This is a genomic window from Sporomusa rhizae (assembly GCF_041428845.1).
In the GTDB taxonomy this organism is placed as follows: Bacteria; Bacillota; Negativicutes; order Sporomusales; family Sporomusaceae; genus Sporomusa; species Sporomusa rhizae.
Genome location: NZ_CP156925.1, coordinates 4,469,736 through 4,491,229, shown reverse-complemented (window position 1 = coordinate 4,491,229; position 21,494 = coordinate 4,469,736). Strand labels below are relative to the sequence as shown.

General features: G+C 45.1%; 22 protein-coding genes. 19 read left to right on the top strand and 3 right to left on the bottom strand.

The window, feature by feature from the left end; translation table 11 throughout:
- The first annotated feature begins 70 nt into the window (after positions 1-70).
- The 18 genes from SRRS_RS21180 (at position 71) to SRRS_RS21095 (ending at position 18,903) form a co-directional block, all read left to right on the top strand.
- A complete protein-coding gene (locus SRRS_RS21180; RefSeq protein WP_371363332.1) occupies positions 71-1,702 on the top strand; it encodes a methyl-accepting chemotaxis protein in 1,632 nt (543 codons plus the stop codon).
- A 739-nt stretch (positions 1,703-2,441) separates the two neighbouring features.
- Positions 2,442-3,956 carry a PLP-dependent aminotransferase family protein gene (locus tag SRRS_RS21175; protein WP_371363330.1) on the top strand — a complete coding sequence of 505 codons (1,515 nt, stop codon included), beginning with the start codon at positions 2,442-2,444 and terminating at the stop codon, positions 3,954-3,956.
- 22 nt (positions 3,957-3,978) lie between these two features.
- The gene (locus SRRS_RS21170) at positions 3,979-4,869 is read left to right on the top strand and encodes a PhzF family phenazine biosynthesis protein (RefSeq protein WP_371363329.1); all 891 of its coding nucleotides are present in this window, start codon (positions 3,979-3,981) and stop codon (positions 4,867-4,869) included.
- The gene (locus tag SRRS_RS21165) at positions 4,866-5,558 is read left to right on the top strand and encodes an aspartate/glutamate racemase family protein (RefSeq protein ID WP_371363328.1); all 693 of its coding nucleotides are present in this window, start codon (positions 4,866-4,868) and stop codon (positions 5,556-5,558) included. Before SRRS_RS21170 ends, SRRS_RS21165 begins: the two co-directional genes overlap by 4 nt.
- Before the next feature lie 339 nt (positions 5,559-5,897).
- Entirely contained in the window at positions 5,898-6,470 is a 573-nt protein-coding gene (locus tag SRRS_RS21160) for a beta-class carbonic anhydrase (protein WP_371363327.1), read from the top strand.
- A gap of 328 nt (positions 6,471-6,798) precedes the next feature.
- The gene (locus tag SRRS_RS21155) at positions 6,799-7,494 is read left to right on the top strand and encodes a class I SAM-dependent methyltransferase (protein WP_371363326.1); all 696 of its coding nucleotides are present in this window, start codon (positions 6,799-6,801) and stop codon (positions 7,492-7,494) included.
- A 2-nt stretch (positions 7,495-7,496) separates the two neighbouring features.
- Complete coding sequence (locus SRRS_RS21150; RefSeq protein ID WP_371363324.1) at positions 7,497-8,456, top strand: hypothetical protein; 960 nt, start codon at positions 7,497-7,499, stop codon at positions 8,454-8,456.
- A gap of 25 nt (positions 8,457-8,481) precedes the next feature.
- Positions 8,482-9,636 carry an ABC transporter substrate-binding protein gene (locus SRRS_RS21145; protein WP_371363323.1) on the top strand — a complete coding sequence of 385 codons (1,155 nt, stop codon included), beginning with the start codon at positions 8,482-8,484 and terminating at the stop codon, positions 9,634-9,636.
- A 14-nt stretch (positions 9,637-9,650) separates the two neighbouring features.
- Positions 9,651-10,697, top strand: a complete 1,047-nt coding sequence (locus tag SRRS_RS21140; RefSeq protein WP_371363321.1) for a FecCD family ABC transporter permease — start codon at positions 9,651-9,653, stop codon at positions 10,695-10,697.
- Positions 10,697-11,464: an ABC transporter ATP-binding protein gene (locus SRRS_RS21135; RefSeq protein ID WP_371363319.1), complete on the top strand. Its 768-nt coding sequence runs from the start codon at positions 10,697-10,699 to the stop codon at positions 11,462-11,464. Before SRRS_RS21140 ends, SRRS_RS21135 begins: the two co-directional genes overlap by 1 nt.
- A 12-nt stretch (positions 11,465-11,476) precedes the next feature.
- Complete coding sequence (locus tag SRRS_RS21130; protein ID WP_371363317.1) at positions 11,477-12,223, top strand: class I SAM-dependent methyltransferase; 747 nt, start codon at positions 11,477-11,479, stop codon at positions 12,221-12,223.
- 410 nt (positions 12,224-12,633) lie between these two features.
- The gene (gene nikA, locus SRRS_RS21125) at positions 12,634-14,253 is read left to right on the top strand and encodes a nickel ABC transporter substrate-binding protein (protein WP_371363316.1); all 1,620 of its coding nucleotides are present in this window, start codon (positions 12,634-12,636) and stop codon (positions 14,251-14,253) included.
- Positions 14,254-14,277: 24 nt separating this feature from the next.
- Positions 14,278-15,219, top strand: coding sequence for a nickel ABC transporter permease subunit NikB (nikB, locus tag SRRS_RS21120; RefSeq protein WP_371363315.1), 942 nt, complete (start codon positions 14,278-14,280; stop codon positions 15,217-15,219).
- A complete protein-coding gene (gene nikC / locus SRRS_RS21115) occupies positions 15,216-16,061 on the top strand; it encodes a nickel ABC transporter permease subunit NikC (RefSeq protein ID WP_371363313.1) in 846 nt (281 codons plus the stop codon). The genes nikB and nikC overlap by 4 nt, the downstream gene beginning before the upstream one ends.
- 17 nt (positions 16,062-16,078) lie before the next feature.
- Positions 16,079-16,921, top strand: a complete 843-nt coding sequence (locus SRRS_RS21110) for an ABC transporter ATP-binding protein (RefSeq protein WP_371363312.1) — start codon at positions 16,079-16,081, stop codon at positions 16,919-16,921.
- Positions 16,896-17,768, top strand: a complete 873-nt coding sequence (locus SRRS_RS21105) for an ATP-binding cassette domain-containing protein (protein WP_371363311.1) — start codon at positions 16,896-16,898, stop codon at positions 17,766-17,768. The genes SRRS_RS21110 and SRRS_RS21105 overlap by 26 nt, the downstream gene beginning before the upstream one ends.
- Positions 17,758-18,312, top strand: coding sequence for a GNAT family N-acetyltransferase (locus SRRS_RS21100; RefSeq protein ID WP_371363309.1), 555 nt, complete (start codon positions 17,758-17,760; stop codon positions 18,310-18,312). Before SRRS_RS21105 ends, SRRS_RS21100 begins: the two co-directional genes overlap by 11 nt.
- A gap of 147 nt (positions 18,313-18,459) precedes the next feature.
- A complete protein-coding gene (locus SRRS_RS21095) occupies positions 18,460-18,903 on the top strand; it encodes a hypothetical protein (RefSeq protein WP_371363308.1) in 444 nt (147 codons plus the stop codon).
- Between the two features lie 91 nt (positions 18,904-18,994).
- Here SRRS_RS21095 and SRRS_RS21090 read toward each other — a convergent pair whose 3' ends face one another.
- Positions 18,995-19,315 (bottom strand): DUF1540 domain-containing protein, encoded by a 321-nt coding sequence (locus SRRS_RS21090; RefSeq protein ID WP_371363306.1) that lies wholly within the window; start codon positions 19,313-19,315, stop codon positions 18,995-18,997.
- Positions 19,316-19,330: 15 nt separating this feature from the next.
- A complete protein-coding gene (locus SRRS_RS21085; protein WP_371363304.1) occupies positions 19,331-19,873 on the bottom strand; it encodes an NADH peroxidase in 543 nt (180 codons plus the stop codon).
- Between the two features lie 160 nt (positions 19,874-20,033).
- On the opposite strand from SRRS_RS21085, the gene SRRS_RS21080 reads away from it, so the two are divergent.
- Positions 20,034-20,444: an OsmC family protein gene (locus SRRS_RS21080; protein ID WP_371363302.1), complete on the top strand. Its 411-nt coding sequence runs from the start codon at positions 20,034-20,036 to the stop codon at positions 20,442-20,444.
- A 135-nt stretch (positions 20,445-20,579) separates the two neighbouring features.
- Here SRRS_RS21080 and rocF read toward each other — a convergent pair whose 3' ends face one another.
- The gene (gene rocF, locus SRRS_RS21075) at positions 20,580-21,491 is read right to left on the bottom strand and encodes an arginase (RefSeq protein ID WP_371363300.1); all 912 of its coding nucleotides are present in this window, start codon (positions 21,489-21,491) and stop codon (positions 20,580-20,582) included.
- Between the last annotated feature and the right edge of the window lie 3 nt (positions 21,492-21,494).

Here is a 21,494-nt window from a genome sequence, read left to right as displayed (position 1 = left end):
TGCAAAAATTGGATGGAGTTCCTGGGTTCCGGGAGCCGATTGGCAATTTTATCATAAAGAGGTGCTGAAGATGTGTGCATTTTGGAAGAAATCAAACACTACGGCCCAAGCAACGTTAATGGAAACGACTGGTGATGTAATGCGGGCACCCAAAGCGCTTCCGGACGATTCGGCCACGAAAGCCGAAATACGTGGTTTGCAAACAAAACTGCATGGCGTTGTTAGCGGAGCAGGCGATGCTATTCTCTCGTTTGGACAGCAATTGTCAGAGTCAATAGACCAACTGGCTATGGGCAGCAAGCAGAGTGAAAAGTTTCAATTCGAAGTTGCTGCAGCGGTGGAGGCGGTTCTGGGAATCTCTGAGCAGAGCAAGGAACTTACTGTGGCTGCTGAAAGTGGAACAAAAAGCATGGCGGAAATAGAAGCGCGCATATCCACTCTTAATGATAAAGTGGAAAATCTGCGAAATATGTATGACGATATTCGTATTGCTGTAAATAATATATCGGCCTCGTTCAAACAAGTAAACGAGGCGAGTAATTCAGTAACATATATTGCCAACCAAACCAACTTGCTTGCGCTCAATGCTGCTATTGAGGCTGCCCGGGCAGGAGAAGCCGGTAAAGGGTTTGCCGTTGTTGCGGATGAAGTAAGAAAATTGGCCGCATCCAGTGAAGAAGCAGCCAAATCCATTCAAACAACGATGGCAAACATGGAAAAGGTGACGGATTCCCTGAATGCTGTAGTGGAATCCGGGTATGTAAATCAAGAAATTATGCGCGAAGAAGTAGTTGCAGTAAATGGCAAGGTCAAACATGCAACTTCGGATATACGGCTGATGGGTGACCGGATCGAGACAGTTATTAGTGCTTCTAACGAGAAAGCAATTCAGCTAAAAGCAGTTGTCGATGAACTTGATTCAACATTAGATGCGACCGCGCAAATAGTAACCGATCTGAAATCGATGATGCATGGATTTGGCGAATACCACTCGAACATGGTAAAGCTGGAACAGGACGTGGGCGATATCGGGGACAGGATGTTTGTCCTTTCTAAACATAATCCGGACGGTAAAATTATGTATTTCGGGCATGATGATAAATTCCCACCCTGGGTTTATTGCGAAAAAGGCAGTTCGGCTGGTCATAGTATTGATATTCTTAAACGCGTAGGACAGCAGATCGGGAAGACTGCAGTCTTTATCGGCAGGCCTTGGGCTAAAGTCCACAAGCTCATGCAGCAAGGCGAAATTGATGCGTTAATAAATGTAGGCTGGCCAAACCCCGAGCTGGCCTCAGAGGGGTGGCTCCCTACACGTCCGTATGCTCAATTCAAGGTGGTTGTATTCGGGACTCGCCGTGAAGCAGATAATGGCAGCGTCGTAAAACTGGCCGGAAGCCGTGTTGGTACAATCAGTGGCGGGATAGGCGGAAGCATGGCCTATTTGTCCAAGGCCGGAGCAAAAATAAATACATATCTCTCTGATATGGAGTGTTTCAGCCAGTTGAACCTTGGTAATCTCGATTATGTGTTAGCCGAAGAGCGGGTGGGACGAAGTATTTCGGAAAAATATTTTGCCGGCAAGTTTGTACCCGTCTCCGGACCGATTGAAACAATGGATGTTGTAGTTTTACTTTCGGCAGCTAAGAAAGGTTTGCTGCCGGAATTTAATGAGGCGATAGCAAAGCTAAGTTTATCCTAAGAAGGACCTGCGCTTTAGAAGTGGCTAAGCATACTTTATCCTGATGGAAAGTATAACTTTCGCCTGGATAAGGGCAACATCGGCCTCCGCTTTCGTCAAAGGCTCGGCGCAAACCGTGTTTTCTTTATAAGATAAGAAAGTATAAGTTTTCAGAGGCTGAGGCGGGAGGAATGGCGCGGGTTTGCGGAATCTTACTTTTGGCAATTGACCCAAAAGTAACAAAAGGTCTAGGCCCGAAGCCTCCAAAAGCTGAAAAGCCAGGCGGTACTCCTAAAATCCGTAAACTCGCTGCGCTCAAACAGTACGGATTTCTTAACGGAATACCGCCCGGCTTTTCTCCTGCGGAACGCTTTCTCCGGCAAAGGGCCAGGGGTTACGGGAGTTGCCGGGGTTAATGGATTTGAGTACCGGATTTCGGTATCAAAGGCCCGCGCTAGCAGGTTTTTTTTATGAAATAGTGATTTAGCAGTAAATATTATGGCAGATCTTTAAAACAGGTCTAAACCCATGTGCTGGGGCTTAGACCTGTTTTTATTTTAGATGTGTCCAAGTAACGGGGGCGGGATTGCGTTATGGGACAAATTGACTTATATATTAAATCTAATAACCGTCAGCAAAGAAGCAATAAGTATATTGGCTGGTTATGAAATATGCCAATTGGTAGTTTTCTTTGTTAATTAATTTGATAAAATAGTTATTGGAGGGTACCAATCCAAATACCTTAAAGAAGAGTGATCTGATGCGCATCATAATCAATCGTAACGCAGATACCCCTGTTTATTTGCAAATCAAAAATCAAGTACGAGATATGATTTTCTCCGGGATATTACCTGCCGATACTTTATTGCCGCCGGAAAGAAGTCTGGCTAAGGAACTTGAAGTTAACCGCAGTACGGTGATAAAAGCGTACCAGGAACTGAAAGCAGATAGCTTGGTGGATTCACATGTCGGTAAAGGTACGGTAGTTTTGTCCCATACAGTAAAAAAAACGGCGTTGCCTGACAGTTATATCAACCCGCTGCCGTGGTATCAATTTTTTACTGACAGTATAAATGCAGGTACTGACAATATTATCGGAGATATTATGGCTATGACTGGTGATAGCGGTGTAATATCATTTGCCGGTGGTATTCCGGCGTCGAATTTATATCCGGTAGAAATACTGAAAACAATCCAAACCGAGTTATTTACGACAGCCAACCGGGAACTGTTTTTACATAGTCCTGTTGAAGGGTATTATCCGCTTAGGGAAAGTATTAGTCACTTGTTGCGGCAACGTCAGATTGCAGCCTCGCCAAAAGATGTTGTTGTACTTTCCGGGTCACAGCAAGGTCTTGATTTTGCGGCAAGAATATTTATCAGGACTGGTGACACTGTATTGGTGGAAGAACCTACTTTCTTTGGGGCGATTCAGATATTCCGGTCTGCCGGAGCACGGGTTATCGGTGTGCCTATTGACCAGGAGGGTATGCGGACAGATGTGTTGGAAGCCTTGTTAATTCGTCATAAGCCTAAATTTATTTACACCTTGCCTACCTTTCAAAATCCGTCCGGAGTTTCCATGAGTTTGGAACGGCGGTATCAACTCTTAAACTTGGCTTATCAGTATCAGCTGCCTATTTTAGAGGATGATCCGTACGGAGAACTTTATTATGACAGGCCGCCGTATCCCCCGCTCAAAGCGCTGGATAGACATGGCTATGTTATTTATTTAAGTACATTTTCCAAGACTCTGTTTCTGGGGCTGCGCGTAGGCTGGGTTTCGGGTCCGCCTCAGGTGCTGGCAAAGTTTGCTCATCTAAAACAGCTGACAGACTTACATGTTAATACACCGGCACAGTTCTTATTGGACGAATTTATTCGCAGGGGATATTATGAAAAACACATAACCTTAGTGCGGCAAGAGTATTCTGCGCGCAGAGATGCAATGCTGAAGGCTTTGGAGAAATATAAAGTACCGGGAACCAAATGGGATAAGCCTGAGGGCGGTTACTATATCTGGTGCCGGCTACCTGACAATATTATCAGGCATAAGCTGGTGGCTAATGCCGGTAACAGGGGTGTTGTGTTTTTGCCCGGGGAAACTTTTTATCCAGATGGAACTCAAGGCGATACTCGTATCAGGCTTAATTATACTTTTACAAATCAGGAACAAATTCAAACCGGGATAAAATATTTAATGCAAGCTGTCCGGGAAACAACAAGCCTTGATGATAATCAAGAGAGTGAGAGAAATATAAAGCCACTGGTTTAATTAAATAGTAGAGGTGAATATAATGGGGATTGTTAAAATTAAGCAAGTAGACGCTTTTACTACCAGGCCGTTCGGCGGCAATCCCGCCGGGGTGGTAACTGACGCCAATGATTTGTCCGACGAAGTAAAGCAACAGATTGCGCGCGAGATGAACCTATCGGAAACGGCATTTGTCTCACATTCTAATGTGGCTGACTTTAAAGTGCAGTTTTTTACGCCAAATGTGGAGGTTGCTTTATGTGGCCATGCTACCATTGCCACTTTTGCCACCTTATATGAGGAAGGGAAACTGGATCAGACTAAGAGTATTTTTTATCAGGAAACTAAAGCCGGAGTTTTACCGGTAGAAGTAATGAAAACAGACAATCAGGTAATGTTTATGATGACCCAGGCTGTGCCGCAATTTGCGGAAGTAGAACTTAGCCGGGCAGAAATTGCTGCGGGCTTAGGGCTTGCCGTTGAAGATTTACTGCCAACACAGCCGTTGAAGGTATCAACAGGTCTGTGGTGGCTGGTAGTGGGTATTAAAAAGCTTGCTAAGCTGAGGAATGCTTGCCTGGATTTTTCCGCTATTGCCGCTATGAGCAAAAAGTGCGGGGCGGAAGGCTTTGTGCCATTTTGCCTCGAGACCGTTCAGCCTGACTGCAGTTTTCATTCCCGGGCATTCTGTCCGCTGGACGGAGTCAATGAAGACCCTGTCTGCGGGACTGGTAATGGTTCTGCGGCTGCGTATATTGCTGCTCATAATCTAATTGCAATTAACGGCGAGACTGCTTTGACCGGGGAAGCAGGTCTGGGAGTGGGACGTCCAGGCCGGGTGAATGTCCTTGTCAGTAAGCAGGGCGAGCAAGTCACTACTATTAAGGTTGGTGGCACGGCCGTACGCGTATTGGAAGGAGAAATGAGGTTTTGAAGACAATCGGGCTTATTGGCGGGGTAAGCTGGGAATCCTCAGTAGAGTATTACCGGCTTGTTAATGAAGGTGTGAAACAAAAATTAGGCGGGCTGCATTCGGCCCGGTGCCTGATGTATTCGGTTGATTTTGGAACTGTTGAGGAATTCATGCGGCAAGGCAATTGGCAACAGGTAACCCGGGAGATAGTTGATGCGGCACTGCGATTAAAACAGGGCGGAGCTGATTTTATCATTATTTGTTCCAATACCATACATAAATGTGCTGACAGTATAATTGAGCAAACCGGTATGCCGCTATTGCATATTGCTGACGCGGCAGCACAACAGATTAAAGAGCAAGGTCTTCAAAAAGTGGGTTTACTGGGAACCAAGTTTGTCATGGAGGGGGATTTTTACCGGAACCGGCTCAAAGAAAAGCATGGTATTGAGGTTATTATCCCTGAAACAAACGAACGCGAGTTGATAAATACAATTATTTTTCAGGAACTATGTATGGGTGTTCTTAACTCAAAATCAAAAGAGCAATTGCAAAAAATTATCAATAAATTGTTACTGCTGGGAGCAGAGGGAGTTGTTCTGGGCTGTACTGAAATTCCGCTCTTAATTAAGCAGGCTGATGTTGATGCCCCGGTGTTTGATACAATGACGCTGCATGCCGCTGCTGCAGTCAAATATGCATTAGAGTAGAAAAAATGCTTAACAAAAGTTAAGCTAGGACACACCTAGTACAAACCCGCTTTCGGCTGGAAAGCGGGTTTTACTTGTCCTGATAAAAAGTAAACTTTCGCCTGGATAAGGGCAACATCGGCTTCCGCTTTCGCCAAAGGCTCAGCGCAAGCCGTGTTTTCTTCATCATAAATAGCCCCGACGATTGCTGCTCGCGAATGCCAACGGCGATAAGTTTGCCGGAATAGTTTGCAAAAAAATAATAACAACTGAATCTAAATGACAATTGCTTTATGTAGAAGTGTTGGTTACAATACATAGTACAGAAACCAAGTTAGAGTAATTCGGAGGTGTTGAATAATGACTATTCTTGACCAAGTGTTAGATGCAAATCATAAGTTTGTAAACCACTATGCCGAATATGTAAACCAAAATGACGAGTCTGTGAGTAAACTTCCCAATCGTCATTTAGCCATTTTTACCTGTATGGATACTCGGTTGGTAGACTTTCTCGAACCGGCTATGGGAATTAAGCGAGGCGAAGCAAAAGTAATAAAAAATGCGGGTAACACAATTACCGGCCCATTTGAAGCCACTATCCGCAGTTTGTTAGTAGCTATTTTTGAGCTTGGTGTTAAAGAAATAATGGTCATCGGCCACTTGGATTGCGGTATTGCTCATACAACATCAGAAGAGTTAATTAAAAAGATGCGGCAGCGGGGAATTTCAGCAGACGCGATTAAGATGGTTGAGTCAGAACTTACGGTGTGGCTGGATCAGTTTCATCATCCCATTGATAATATTCGGCAAGTGGTAGATAAAATTCGCAATAATCCCCTTATTCCTTCGGATGTGCCTATTCACGGCCTACTATTTAATCCACGGACAGGCGCTATTGAAACTATTGTAAATGGATACCATGCAATAGACTGATATGGAAACTTATAGGAAGTATTTTCGCAAATCACATATTGCGTCGTTATTGAGAATACGTTATAATTTTAACAAAGGCTGATTTGAAGATCAGTGAGTTAACGGTGAAATAGTATCTAAATCTGAATACGCATGAACATATCCACGAAGGGTAAAAGGACTTACTATTGTTCTACCCTTTGTGGATTTTTTGTTTTCAGGAGGGAGACACCTGGATACCGACCTGCGGAGGGCTATTTTATAAGGAGATAGAGAGTGGTAGCAATAGCGATAGGTAGAAAAAGAGGCGAAATTGCCGCAAGCTATAGGATAATTTGGAGGAGAGAATATGATGCAAAAAGACAAGCTTTATGATGTATGGTGGCAAAACCGCGCGGAAGGCGAGCAGCAAATGGAAGAACGTCATAAAAAAGGGTGGCAGGAGGTGATCAATCTAATCCAGGAGCAGGATTTGTCCAGTATGTCTGTCCTTGATTTTGGTTGCAATCAAGGCGGTTTTTTACGGTATCTGTATCAAACCAAGCCATTTAAAGAAGGTTTTGGCATTGATCTGGCCCAGCAATCCATCGAAATTGCCAACTCCCGCAAAGGCGATTTGCCGCTTACCTATGTGGCGACAACCACGCCGGAACAGTTTGCCGGTAAGTTTGATTTGGCCGTCAGCCAGGCTGTAATATACTTAATTAATGATTTGAAAACTCATGCCTGGAAGGTTAAACAGCTATTAAAGCCAGGCGGGGTCTATTATGCCACCTATACTGACCTCAATGGTAATCCCAGCCTGCGGCATTTTACCGAGTGGATTAATCAGAACAGTCCGGTGGAATCCAACGCCCATACATTAGATTTTCTTGCTGAGACCTTCGCAGCAGAGGGTTTCCAAGTGGAAATTCAGCGGCGTAAACCGCAGGGGTTTATTGATATTTCCAGCAAAGACTCTTGCTATTTGAGTATTGCCGACCAAATGAAGGCTGCTTATGAACAGGCGTATATATTCCGGTTTGTTTTGGCGGAGAAAGAATAACTATGAACCTGCCGTTAGCCCTGGCGGATGTTTTAATTATGTGGAAAATTGCGCTGCCTGCCATGTTTTTAGGCTGCTATTGCGGCATTGTGATGAGAACCGGAAAATTTTTTGCATTTTTCAGTAATGTCACACGCCCAATGACATCCCTCGGAAAATTACCGGAAACATTAGGACCGTTTTTTATTTTGTGTTTATTAAACAGGTATGCGGCAAACGCCATGTTAGCGGATTCTGGCAAGAACGGTACTATAGGAAAGAGTACCTTAATGGCGGTCTATTTAATGGGGTCATTGCCAACAGGTATTTATTTTACCATTTTCTATTTTAGCCCTGTTTTAATTACCAGTTTAGGGTGGGATCTGGGGACAGCGTTTATTGTCATTAATATTGGCTTGAGTACTTTAGTTACCATAATCGGTTTCGTATGGAACAGGTTGCTTACTCAACAATATGAGGCAACTCAGCCGCAGAAAGTACCGGAAAATTGTTGTACAGAAGCCGACAAGACTGACCTGGTCATGGCCGGGAAGATAGCCTTCAAACAGTTTTGGGATATTGCCGTAGTTTTTATGCCTGTTACGTTAGCCTTTACCATCCTAATTCATACAGACTTCATCAAGGAAGCAATTGCCGGACTTGATCCTTTCTTGCGTTGGTTTAATCTTACGGCAACCGGGGTGTTGGTTATCATTGCCGGTATTCCTACCTTGATAGCGGCTATCGGTGTTGCCGGAACGCTGCTGCAAAGCGGTGCGTTGGCTCCGCCGGACGTTATTTTTGTTTTGCTCTTAGCCTCGTTTTTTCATAATATCTATGATGGATTATCTCGCGTACTGCCGACGAATCTCTCTATTTTTGGTGCTAAGACAGGGATTAATGTTACAGTGGTAGGGACAGGTCTTTATTTAACCATGGTAGCGGTAGGAGCCGGTGTTGCGCTGTATATGAAAGGTTATTAAAAAATAGCATAAGGAGATAGTTGTGATGAATTGGAAAGCAGCAGTAAAACAATTATGCGTACTAATGTTAGTCTTTATGGTTGCAACCATCACACTGACAGGTTGCTCACAGCAGTCGGCAGTAAAAAAAGGCGAACAAATACAGGTAACCGACCTTGCCGGACGGGAGGTAAAACTAAAAGCCCCTGTTAATAAAGTTGTACTGCAGTGGAGTGGCAGCGGTGGTGGCTTTATTACTATGCTGGCGCTGGAAGGGAAAAATGTACATCAAAAGATTGCCGGCTGGGATAATGGATTAAAAAATAATCGCTATGATATGTGGAAAGCGTACTCTGAGGCTATGCCGGAACTGGAAAAGATTGCTGATATAGGGAATATAGATCAGGACACCTTTAATGTTGAAAAGGTAATTGCCTTACAGCCGGATGTGCTTATTTTACCACTAGCTTTGCAGAAACAAGCCCAGGACATTGTGAAAAAACTGGAAGCAGCGGGAATACCTACGGTGTTTATTGACTATCACCTGGAAACTGTCGAAAATCATACGAAGAGTACAGAGCTGATAGGGAAAATTCTCGGCAAAGAGCAGCGGGCACAAGAACTGGCCGCCTACCATCAGGAAGAGATCAATAAGATCTACTCGCGTTTACAATCCATCAATAAGCCTAAACCTAATGTCTATGTAGAGTGTGGTTCCGACGGGGCAGCTACTTATGGCAACAGTTATGGAAACTATATGTGGGGCGCTTTAGTGGAAAAATGCGGCGGCACTAATATCACCAAGGATAAAATTGAAAAATTTGCTCCAATAAATCCTGAGTTTTTACTTAAGGCTAATCCAGATATTATTATTATTACAGGCGCTTATTGGCCGAAAAAGGCAGAGTCTTTGCGTATGGGTTTTATGGCCAACAAAGCAGAATCACAGAAACTACTTCAGTCTTTTACCAAACGGGCAGGCTGGTCAGAACTTAACGCAGTAAAGAATAAACAAGTATTTTCCATTCATCATGCTATTTCCCGTGAGGTTTATGATTCGGTAGTGATTCAGTATCTGGCGAAAAAAATTTATCCTGAAGAATTTAAGGATATAGATCCATTTAAAAGCTTCCAGGAGTTTCACAAGAAATTTTTGCCTGTTGAACTAAGCGGAGTTTGGATGATGGATTTACAGGATTAAATGAGGAGATGGGTATGGAGCTAGTAAAAGAACAAGCAGTATATCAAGGTATTACTGCGCGAAAATATTATTATTTGCTCCTGGTTGCAGCAGTGTGCATAGTGAGCTTGCTTGTCGACGTTTTAGTAGGACCGGCTTGGCTGTCGATATCAGATGTGGTTAAAGCTGTTTTTGGTGTGGCCTCGGTTGAACCAACAGCCAATGTTATTGTCTGGACTATGCGCTTGCCTACGGCCTTAATGGCCATTGTTGTAGGGGCTACTCTGGGTATTGCCGGCGCTGAGATGCAGACCATCCTGGATAATCCGCTGGCTAGCCCCTATACTCTTGGTATTTCTGCAGGTGCAGGCTTTGGCGCGGCGTTGGCCATTGTTGTGGGCGGAGATAAACTGCCAATACCGGAAGATTATCTTGTTCCCCTTAATGCCTTTGTTTTTGCGCTCATAACCTGTCTGCTGATTTACTTTATTGGACGGGCAAGGGCGATCACGGCCGAAACCATGGTGTTGGCCGGGATTGGTCTGTTATTTCTCTTTCATGCCTTGTTGGCGTTGCTCCAATACATGGCGTCTGCTGAAGCGCTACAGTCTATTGTATTCTGGCTGTTTGGCAGCTTGATGAAGGCAACCTGGACAAAAGTGGGGTTAGTTACAGCAATTCTTCTAATTGTTTTTCCTGTACTCGCCAAAGATGCTTGGAAACTTACGGCCATGAAGCTTGGCGATGAGAAAGCCAAAAGTTTGGGGATTCATGTTGAAAAGCTGCGGTTAAAAACCTTTATACTTATTTCGCTATTGACTGCATCTGCGGTATGTTTTGTAGGTACAATCGGGTTCATTGGCCTGGTCGGCCCTCATATTGCCAGAATGTTGGTAGGAGAGGATCAGCGATTCTTTTTGCCACTATCGGCGCTTGGCGGGGCCTTATTACTTTCCCTTGCTTCGATCGGCAGTAAAATAATTGTTCCAGGCGCGATTTTCCCGATAGGGATAGTCACGTCGTTGATCGGTGTGCCTTTTTTCTTTTCCCTTATTTTGACACAGAAAAGAGGGTACTGGTAATGCTGGAAATAAGTAATTTATCGTTTAGCTATGGGCCGCAACCAATATTAAAAAACATCAATCTTACTTTTCGTCCGGGAAAAATGACCGCGGTTATTGGCCCGAACGCCACCGGCAAGTCTACCCTGCTAAAATGTATCAGCGGTATCCTGCGGGGGCAGGGTGATGTTCTGCTGGATGGTGTGAATATAAACTCGCTTAAGCCACAGGGCATAGCAAAAGAGATCAGCTACCTGTCGCAAGAAGGCTGCGGTAAAGCTGTTTTAAGTGTATTTGAAGTTGTTCTTCTGGGAAGAGTGCATTCTTTGTCATTGAAAGTCAAAGAGGCAGAAATCCAGCATGTTTTAAAAATTCTCAAGCAATTGGGCATAGAAAAATTAGCTGCCAGAAATATTTGCGAATTGAGCGGCGGGCAAAGGCAAATGGTGTTTATTGCCCAGGCGTTAGTAAGAGAACCTAGTATTTTACTGTTAGATGAACCGACAAATAGTTTGGATTTGCACCGTGAACTGGAAATGCTGGAACTAATCAAACAGCTGACCATTAGCAGAAATCTGACGACGGTCGTTACTTTGCATCAACTTGATATGGCAGCCCGGTATGCCGACGAAATTGTCGTATTATCTGACGGTGAGGTCTACGCAGCCGGACAGCCAACCACAGTACTGACTCCGGACATGCTCCGGGAGGTATATCGGGTAAATGCCGCCGTTTATCAGGCTGGTGATGGCGTTCCCCTTGTTATGGCAATGAATTCAGTAAAATAGGAGGGATAAGTTTTGTTGGAAAGTCGCATTGAAAAGTATTGGAACAATCGGGCTGACAGCTATAATGAAATTATACAGAAGCAAATGGCTTGCAGGAAAAAACAAGCATGGGAGTCGTTATTGCTTAAATATGTGGGAACGCGGGAGAATCTCCGGGTGTTGGATGTGGGAACCGGTCCGGGTTTCTTTGCTGTTTTACTGGCCGGCCTGGGGCATTTGGTTACAGCAGTAGACAAATGTGAGGATATGTTAAAACAGGCTCGAAAAAATGTGGAAAGAGCAGGACAAAACATTCGTTTTGTGAAAGCGGAAGCTCATGCTATTGATCTACCGAATGAGAGTCTTGATATAATCGTATCGAGAAATGTTACCTGGCTTTTGCCTAATCCGTTAGAAGTATATAGGGAATGGTACCGGCTTTTAAAACCAGCAGGTAAGGTAGTGGTATTTGATGCCAATTGGCATTTACGACTGAGTGACCCGGAACTTCAAGCTCAATGTGATAAATACCGCCAGCTTGCCATCGAAAAAGGTTATCAGGACAAGTTTACGCAAGTACAGAAGGAAGAAAATGATGCTATTGCCCGGAAACTGCCATTGTCGAGTGAAAAAAGGCCGTTATGGGATCAACAGGCCCTTAGCCAATGCGGCTTTCAACAGATAGAAGTTCAGGAAAACATTAGTGATCTGGTTCATGATGAAATAGAACGAATCTTATATCATCCAACACCAATGTTTGCTGTATGTGCTACGAAATGAAAAAGATAAAGCTTAATGTTCAATATCAGCAGGTTGCGATTCAGATTGAAACAACTGATTCTCAGTGTATGCAGTAAACGATATGAAAATAGACAGTATCAGGATGGCGTTATCCTCATACTGTCTATTTTTTATTGTAAAAGCAAATTCATAAAAGACAATGGCTATAACTCATGAAATGGGATTATTTTCACAAGATCACTAATTACACTATTTACAAAAAACTGACGTTATTGTAAAATAATTCTTAAAACAAGGGTTATGAAAACTCTTAATAAATCACAATTGCTACATATGGACAGTTAAATATGAGGAAAATCGGTATGAAGCCGCTGAGGGCAGAAGGTCCTCCTGGTTTTTCATGCCTTTTTTGTTATTACCTCAAAATATCTAAAAAGAGAGGTTATGAAATGGCGAACCTGACGAAACAACGGCAAAAGTTACGAAAGTACGCGGCATTACTGATTTCCCTATTCCTCTTTGTTAGTTTGGCGGTTGGCTGCGGTTCGGAGAAAAATAGCGCGCCGGCCAAAGAGAAGACATTGAATTTTTCCTGGGCGAAAGACATTGGCCCTCTTAATCCGCACCTGTACAACCCGAACCAGATGTTTGCCCAAGCTTTAGTGTATGAATCGTTAGTACAGTACAGTGATGACGGAAAAATTATTCCCTGGCTGGCCGAAAGCTGGACAATCTCACCTGATGGCAAAGAGTATGTATTTAAACTGCGTAAGGATGTAAAATTCTCTGATGGCACTCCTTTTAACGCAGCAGCTGTTAAGAAGAATTTTGATGCTGTGCTGGCTAATAGCAAACGTCATGACTGGTTAGCGTTTATCAGGCAGATCAAAGATACACAAGTTATTGATGACAATACGTTCAAACTAGTGCTTAAAGATGCGTACTACCCTGTGCTGCAGGAATTGGCATTAATCCGGCCGATTCGCTTCCTGGCGCCTTCCCAGTTCCCGGACAATGGTAATACCGGCGAAGGCATCAAAAAGCCAATCGGTACAGGCCCCTGGGTATTGAGCGAATATAAACAAGGTGAAGTAGCGGTATTTGTTCGCAATGAGCATTATTGGGGAACAAAACCGAAGATTGATAAACTGGTTGTAAAAATTATTCCTGACAGTGGGTCACGGGTGGTTGCCTTTGAAAAAAAGGAGCTCAATCTAATTTATGGCAATGGCAGTATCAGTTTAGATGCTTTCAAGCAGCTTCAGCAGTCAGGAAAGTATGAAACCAAGATATCCGCGCCGCTGGCAAGCCGGGTCGTGGCTCTTAATACTAATAAGGGTGCGACACAAGACATCAAGGTGCGCCAGGCTGTCCAGCATGCTTTTAACAAGGATGCATTTGTGAAAGGCGTTTTGTTTGGTACAGAACATAAGGCGGATACTTTGCTTGCTGCCAACTTTCCGTACTGCAATCTTGGCTTAACGCCATATGAGTATAGTGAAGCCAAGGCGAAGGCTTTATTGGACGCGGCTGGCTGGAAGGAGGTCCCGGGCAAGGAGTTCCGCGAGAAAGACGGACAAGTACTGGAACTGGAATTTTGCTTTGAAAGCACCGATGCCATTCAAAAATCGGTTGCCGAAGTACTCCAGGGCGACCTGAAGAAAATTGGCATAAAAGTCAAGCTTACCGGCGAAGAACTGCTGTCCATTGTGGAGCGGCAGAAAAATGGCAACTTTAATATGATTTACAGCGATACCTGGGGAGCTCCGTATGATCCGCATTCCCTGGTCGGTTCCATGCGTGCACCGGGACATGCCGATTATCAGGCGCAGTTAGGCCTGCCAATGAAAGCTGAAATTGATCAGTTAGCTACAGAAGTGCTTGTTACAACCGATGAAACCAAACGGCAGGAGCTGTATAAGCAAATCTTTACAACCTTGCATGAACAGGCAGTGTATTTACCATTGTCATACCTGGCGAATATTGCTGTATATCCCAAAAATGTAACTGGTGTTACCTTTATGGGCAGTCAATACGAAATTCCTTTTACAAATATCGATATTCAGTAATTCATAAGAATAGAGGCAGTAACTATGCTTTCCTATATTGCTAAGCGCCTGTTGAGCCTGATACCTGTACTTGTGGGTATTTCAATTATTACCTTTCTTATTTTACGCCTTACGCCGGGTGATCCGGCGGAGGCGTATTTGCGATTATCGCAGATACCACCGACAGAAGCGGCAGTAGCAGCAGTCCGAACTGAACTTGGACTCGACCGCCCTTTGCCTGTGCAGTATGGGGAATGGCTTGTAAAGGCAGTAACTCTTGATTTTGGTAAGTCGTATACCACGCATAGGCCTGTGTGGGACGAAATGGCACTGCTTGTACCGGCAACAGCAGAGCTGGCCGGCGCTTCACTGCTTATTACCCTTGTAACCAGTATCCCAATGGGAATCTTCTCAGCGCTGAACAAAGACGGTTGGTTTGATAATTCTTGCCGGGTAATCGCTTTTGTTAGTGCTGCCACCCCTAATTTTTGGTTAGGGTTTATGCTGATGTATTTTTTTGCACTTAAACTTGACCTTTTACCTACTATGGGGCGAGGATCCTGGGAGAACTTGATTTTGCCAGCGGTAACGCTCTCTTTTAGTTATATCGCAACATATATCAGGCTCCTTAGAACCAGTATGCTGGAGAATATGGACCAGCCGTTTGTCTTGTATGCGCGGGCAAGAGGACTAAAAGAAAGCTGGGTAATTGGCCGGCATGTACTGAAAAATGCCATGCTGCCTCTTGTGACAGCGATGGGGATGAGTATCGGCTATTTATTATCCGGGTCGGTTATTGTGGAAAATGTATTTGCCTGGCCGGGGGTTGGTCGGTTTTGTGTGACGGCGATCTTGAATCGTGATTATCCGGTTGTACAGTGTTTTGTAATGATGATGGCTGTGATTTTCGTGATGGCTAACTTGCTTGTGGATATTGCCTATGCTTGGCTAGACCCGCGGATTCGCCTGAAAGGGGAGTCATCATGAGGGTAATATCTCCGGCTTTCCTCCAGAGATTTGAGGCCAGGCATACTTTGGTCGCCATAGGCCTAACCATTATTACCTTTACTATTTTATTGGCCATTTTTGCTCCTGTTGTCGCACCTCATGACCCTAACAATATCTCTTTAGAACGAAAACTTATGACTTCTAATAGCGATTATCCTCTCGGAACAGATCACCTTGGCCGCTGTATCTTGTCCCGACTTATTTATGGCGCAAGGGTTTCCCTGGGGGCGGCTTTTGCCGTTATGACGGTTACTCTCAGTGTTAGTGCATTGGTAGGAGCCCTATCAGGATATGCCGGTGGTAGATTGGATGCCCTCGTAATGCGCATCTGCGATATATTTTTGGCTTTTCCCAGCCTTATCCTGGCTTTGGCCTTAGTCGGGGTAATGGGGCCGGGGTTGCCGAATGTGGTGCTGGCACTGGCTCTTTCGCAATGGGCGTGGTATGCCAGGATGATCAGGGGTATGGTACTAAGTTTGAAGGAAAGGAATTATGTGCTGGCCGCTAAGGTGGCCGGGACTAGACAGTCTGTCATTATTATTAAGCATATCTTACCGAACATTCTTCCGCAAATTGCTGTGTTGGCGACGCTTGACGTCGGCTGGGTTATTTTACATATTGCAGGGATGTCGTTTCTGGGGTTAGGCATTCAGCCACCTACACCGGAGTGGGGCGCTATGATTAATGATGGGCGCCAGTTTTTGCGGGGATATCCTTCGTTGATGGCTTATCCGGGCTTCATGATTCTAAGTGTGGTTATGTCCTTTAATCTGCTGGGGGATGTGCTGCGGGACATGGTTGATCCCAAGAAAATACAATAGAAAAGAGTGGACAGTGTATGGCGAAGCAGCCGCTGCTTGCGGTAGAAGATCTCGAGGTTATCATTAAACGGAAAGATAAGGTTATCCCTATCGTCCGGCAGATTAGCTTTCAGATAGATAAAGGGGAAATTTTTGGGTTAGTAGGCGAAAGCGGTTGTGGTAAAACCATGACCTGTCTGTCAATTTTAAACCTTTTGCCAACAGGTATTCAAAAGATAGGCGGCCGGATACAGTTGGCAGGGAAAAACCTTGAAGGCTTATCAACTGCCGAGTGGCGTAAACTTCGCGGTGACCGGATTGCCCTTATCATGCAAAACCCCATGAGCGCTTTTGATGCCATTCGCACAATTGGCGATCATTTTATTGAAACTTTGCTTGCTCATGGGAAAACCGACACTAAGGCTGCCAGAAAAATTTCTTTAGAATATCTGGAAAGAGTAGGACTCCCGGATGCCGGTTTACTGCTCCATCAGTATCCTTTTGAACTGAGTGGCGGTATGCTGCAGCGAGTGATTATTGCGATTGCCCTGGCACAGAAACCGGATTTGATTATTGCGGATGAACCGACTACTGCCTTGGATGCAACTTCGCAGGTTCAGATACTTGACCTTTTGGCAGAGGTGCGTCGTGAATTTGGTACAAGTATCTTGTTGATCTCCCATGATCTCGGCGTTATTGCCCGGTTAGCTGATTCGGTAGCTGTTATGTATAAAGGGCAGTTTGTTGAACAAGACTCTGTTTACCAATTGTTTTTTAACCCGTGCCACCCCTACACCCAGTCACTTATGGAGGCACGGCGAAGTATTGGCCTATTGCGTAATAGGAGGTTGTCTAATGGCAGCAGCACAACCGCTTCTTGAATTACGGGATGTCAGTAAGCACTTTCACGGTGGTGGTATTTTCAAACAGGGGAGGAAGGTTCAGGCAAACAAACAGATATCGCTTTCTCTGGGTGTGCGGGAGTGTCTTGGCCTTGTCGGCGAAAGTGGTTCTGGTAAGAGTACCTTGGGCCGTGTTATTCTGGGGATTGAAAAACCGGAATCAGGAGAAGTGTTTTTTCAGGGAGTTAATCTATATGGTAAAGATAAAGCTGCCATCCGGCAGGTACGGCGTGATCTTCAGGTGGTATTTCAGGACTGCTTTAGCTCGGTAAATCCCCGGATGACGGCAGGCGCGAGTATCTCTGAACCTCTGGAAAATTATACGCGGCTAAACTACCGGGAGCAACTCAGAACAGTCGGTGAGCTATTGGAACTGGTAGGACTTAATCCTGAGGATGCCTATAAGTATCCGCATCAGTTTAGTGGCGGTCAGTTGCAGCGGGTATGTATCGCCAGAGCAATTTCTTTACGCCCCAAACTTATTGTTCTTGACGAGGCGGTCAGTAGTTTGGACGTAGTAGTCCAGAAGCAAATTCTGGATTTATTATCAAAATTAAGGGAAGAACTGGACATGTCATATGTCTTCATTTCGCATGATCTTTCAGCAGTAGCTCACCTGGCTGACCGACTGGCCGTTATGTGCGCAGGAGAGATTGTGGAGAGACTGGATACTATGGAGGATATTCATTGTCTTACTCATCCGGTGTCTGTGGCGCTGTTGGACGCTGTCTTACCCGCACTGCCGGAAAACCGTGCCGGCACAGTCTGCGATATTGCTGCTGCCGCGAAAACAATAGGTGAGGAGAGAAGTTCGCATGGAATTTAAACATAATGATTGGATTATTCGCAAGGTCACGGCAAAAGATATTGTTTCCGCGCTTGATTTCATCATCCCCATGCTACAAGAAATATATCCCAATATTCCTGATGTAGCAGTACGCTGGGATCTTGCTAACATGGAAGAAGCCTATGTTATACCCGATAACTCGCTCATGTTTGCTGCCTTTGAAGAGAATGGACAGGTGATTGGCACGGTCGCTATCAGACCTTATGATGACAGGCTTGAAGACGTGCGGGGGTGTTATCATGTTCCGGCTACGGCAGAACTGTCTCGCTGCTACGTAAAAAGCTCGCTGCGCCGCAAGGGAATCGCCGGTGGATTGGTGGCGGCCATTGAAGAATATTGCCACCAATATGGCTACCAGACCATTTGTCTTCATACCCATAAGTTTTTGCCGGGTGGCTTTCCTTTTTGGGTAAGTCAGGGATATACAATCCGCAGAGAAAAGCCGGAAGAACTTGAGACGGTTTATATGGATAAGAGTTTGGGCAGAAGCAATTTTCTTAACAACGCGAGCCCGCGGTTATAATTAAAGTAATCCCGCCAAATGTTCAGCAAAGAGCATTGACGGGATTAATTTTTTTTGCAGGAATTAACAACTGTCTGGAAGAAAACTAGCATAATAGGTTATTATTATAGTAACGGGATTTTTTGCCGTCTCTATTAGGAGGCTTACATGACGAAACTAGTTGGTTGGATACTTGTTGTAACGAGTGCGCTTTTGCTGGGATGGGCGGTTAAACATTATTATTTTCCTGTTCCAGTGGAAGCGCCAAAGATAGAGGAAATTGCCGTCCCTCCTGCTCCCGCCCCAAACGTAGATAGAGGACAAGAACAGAAGCCTGCGGCACCTGTTTATCGAGAGGAAGGTGCGGCGGAAAGGCAATTAGTCCCACAGCGTATAACGACAGGAAAAATATTAAACTCAGAAGCTGAACCGGTAGATTTGTCCAGCCAGACGATGTCAATAAGAAAAGAAGAAAAAAAGCGTCTGGAGATTATGCCCGGCGTCAAAGTGAAGAGCGGCGGGGTTGATATTAGCTTAGATAAAGAAAACACCCGAACCATTGAAGTAAGGCCAAATAGTCAGGGGCAAGTAATGCTTAAACAGAAATTCTAGTGTAAAGAAATGAACCCGCTTTCAAGCTGTATGCTGGAAGACGGGTTTTGCTTTTACATAGGGCAGTATAGTGGGACTGTCCTAATACCTGCTATTGCCTGGGCTTAAAGCTGTCACATTCTGTTTGGGTATAGTATTCGGCGTTATTGCCTCTTACCTGAATCTCACCCAAAGAACAAAGTTTATTACTGTTATAGGTGCAGGTTTCAACCGTACATTTCAGACAATCACAGGAGCCGGAACTTACGGTATTATTGGTTAACTCCGAATAATGCAGCTTGTTCAGATAAGAACCGCAGCTTGTATCAAAATCCTGTTGGGCTGAACTGCCGACAATATCGACGCAATTGGCGAAACAGATGCCGGATTTATTATGGGAGCAATTGGAAACTTCACAACTGATTTTTGCCATAGAAAATCCTCCTTTTTATTTGAAGTATCTATCCAGCAAGCCTTTGAAGGCGCAGCCATGCCGGGCTTCATCCTTGCACATCTCATGCACGGTGTCATGAATGGCGTCAAGGTTAAGTTGTTTGGCCAGGGTAGCCAGCTGCTTTTTGCCGTCGCAGGCACCATACTCTGCTTCCACTCTGGCGCTCAGATTGGCTTTCGTATCGGCCACAACGACTTCACCAAGAAGCTCCGCGAATTTTGCCGCATGCTCGGCTTCTTCAAAGGCAATCCTTTTATAGGCTTCCGCTACTTCCGGGAAGCCTTGTCTGTCAGCTTGGCGGGACATGGCCAAATACATGCCGACTTCAGTACATTCTCCTAAAAAGTTGGCGCGTAAGCCATCCAGAACTTCCGGGGGGACATCCTTGGCAATACCGATTCTGTGTTCGTCAGCCCAAGCAAGCTCACCAGACATTTCTTTGAACTTATCTTTGGATGCCTTGCAAACCGGACATTTATCAGGCGGCTCGTCTCCTTCGTGAACATAGCCGCAAACAGTACAAACAAACTTTTTCATTTGCGTTCCTCCCTACTGATTTTAAATGAGAAACCACGGCGTACCAAGATAGTATTGGATTATTCGTTCTATTTGATACCGTTTTGCATATCTTACACAAGGAAAAATATCCGGCATGGCGAACTAAGTTGGTAATCCAAAACAGGGAGGGATTATTAGGATGGCAACAGTAGCAACCAGGTATCTAGGAGATTTGCGCACCGAATCGGTGCATGTCCAGTCAGGAAGCAAGCTTACTACCGATGCCCCCACCGATAACCATGGCCGGGGAGAAGCTTTTTCTCCCACTGATTTGCTGGCGGTAGCTTACGGTGGCTGCATCTTGACTATCATGGGTGTTGCGGCCGAGACCCACGGTTTTAGCATTGAGGGAGCCGAAGTACGTACCGATAAGATTATGGGAACGAATCCGCGCCGTATCGTTGAACTGGTAGTAGAAATTACTTTGCCGCATAATAATTATAGTCCTAAAGAACGCAAAATCATCGAACTTGCTGCGAGAGAATGCCCGGTTTATAACAGCCTTCATCCGGATATGCAAAAGACGATTACCTTCAAATATACTGAATAACTTGATAAAATGAGACTGCAGGCGTGTCCGGCAGTCTCATTTTCTTTCCTATCCTGTAGAAAGTATATCTTTCGCCTGGATAAGGGCAACATCGGCTTTCGCTTTCGCCAGGGCTCGGCGTAAGCCGTGTTTTCTTTATAAAGTTCTTTCACCGAGCAGGGAGCGAATAAGGGCTACAGCCACTTTGGCCGTTTGATTGCGGTGGTCAAGGACTGTGTTGATTTCAACAAATTCGGCGCTGGTAACAATATTGGCCGCCGCCAAAAGCTCCATTGCCAGATGGCTTTCCCGGTAGGTTAGTCCTCCCAATACCGGCGTACCAACCCCCGGCGCGTGTAAGGGGTCCATGGCATCCATGTCAAAGCTGACATGCACGCCGTCAGTGCCGTCAGATACTTGGCGGATCGCTTTTTCCATTATTGCGGCCATGCCGAATAGATCAATTTCGTGCATGGTGTACACGGTGATGCCAAGCTTTTTTAAGAGCTTTTTTTCACCGGGATCCAGGTCCCGGACACCAATCATGACAAATTTCTGAGGATTAAGGGTGACCCTCCTGCCACCAATGCCAAGTAGTCGTTCATGACCTAGGCCAAACCTTACGGCTACCGGCATGCCGTGAATATTGCCGGAGGGCGAGGTCTCTGCCGTATTGATATCGCCATGAGCGTCAAACCATAACACCCCAAGCCGTTGCTTGTGCTGCAAGACACCGGATATCGTCCCGATGGCAATGCTATGGTCGCCGCCCAGCACCAGGGGAAACCGGTTTCTACTTATTTCTTCAGCAACTATCGCGCACAACTCGGTATTTACCCGGGTAATTTCGTCCAAATATTTGAGGTTGCTTTCGTCCAGATAACTGCAGTTGGGCTTGTTGGGTAAGATATCGCCTTTATCCTCGATGCTATAACCCAGAGCCTGCAGATGTTCTTCTAACTGGGCATAGCGGACTGCGCTCGGCCCTATGTCGACGCCACGGTGATTAGCGCCTAAGTCCAAAGGTACGCCAATAATGGAAACAAGGCGATTTAGAGATGGATTCATATA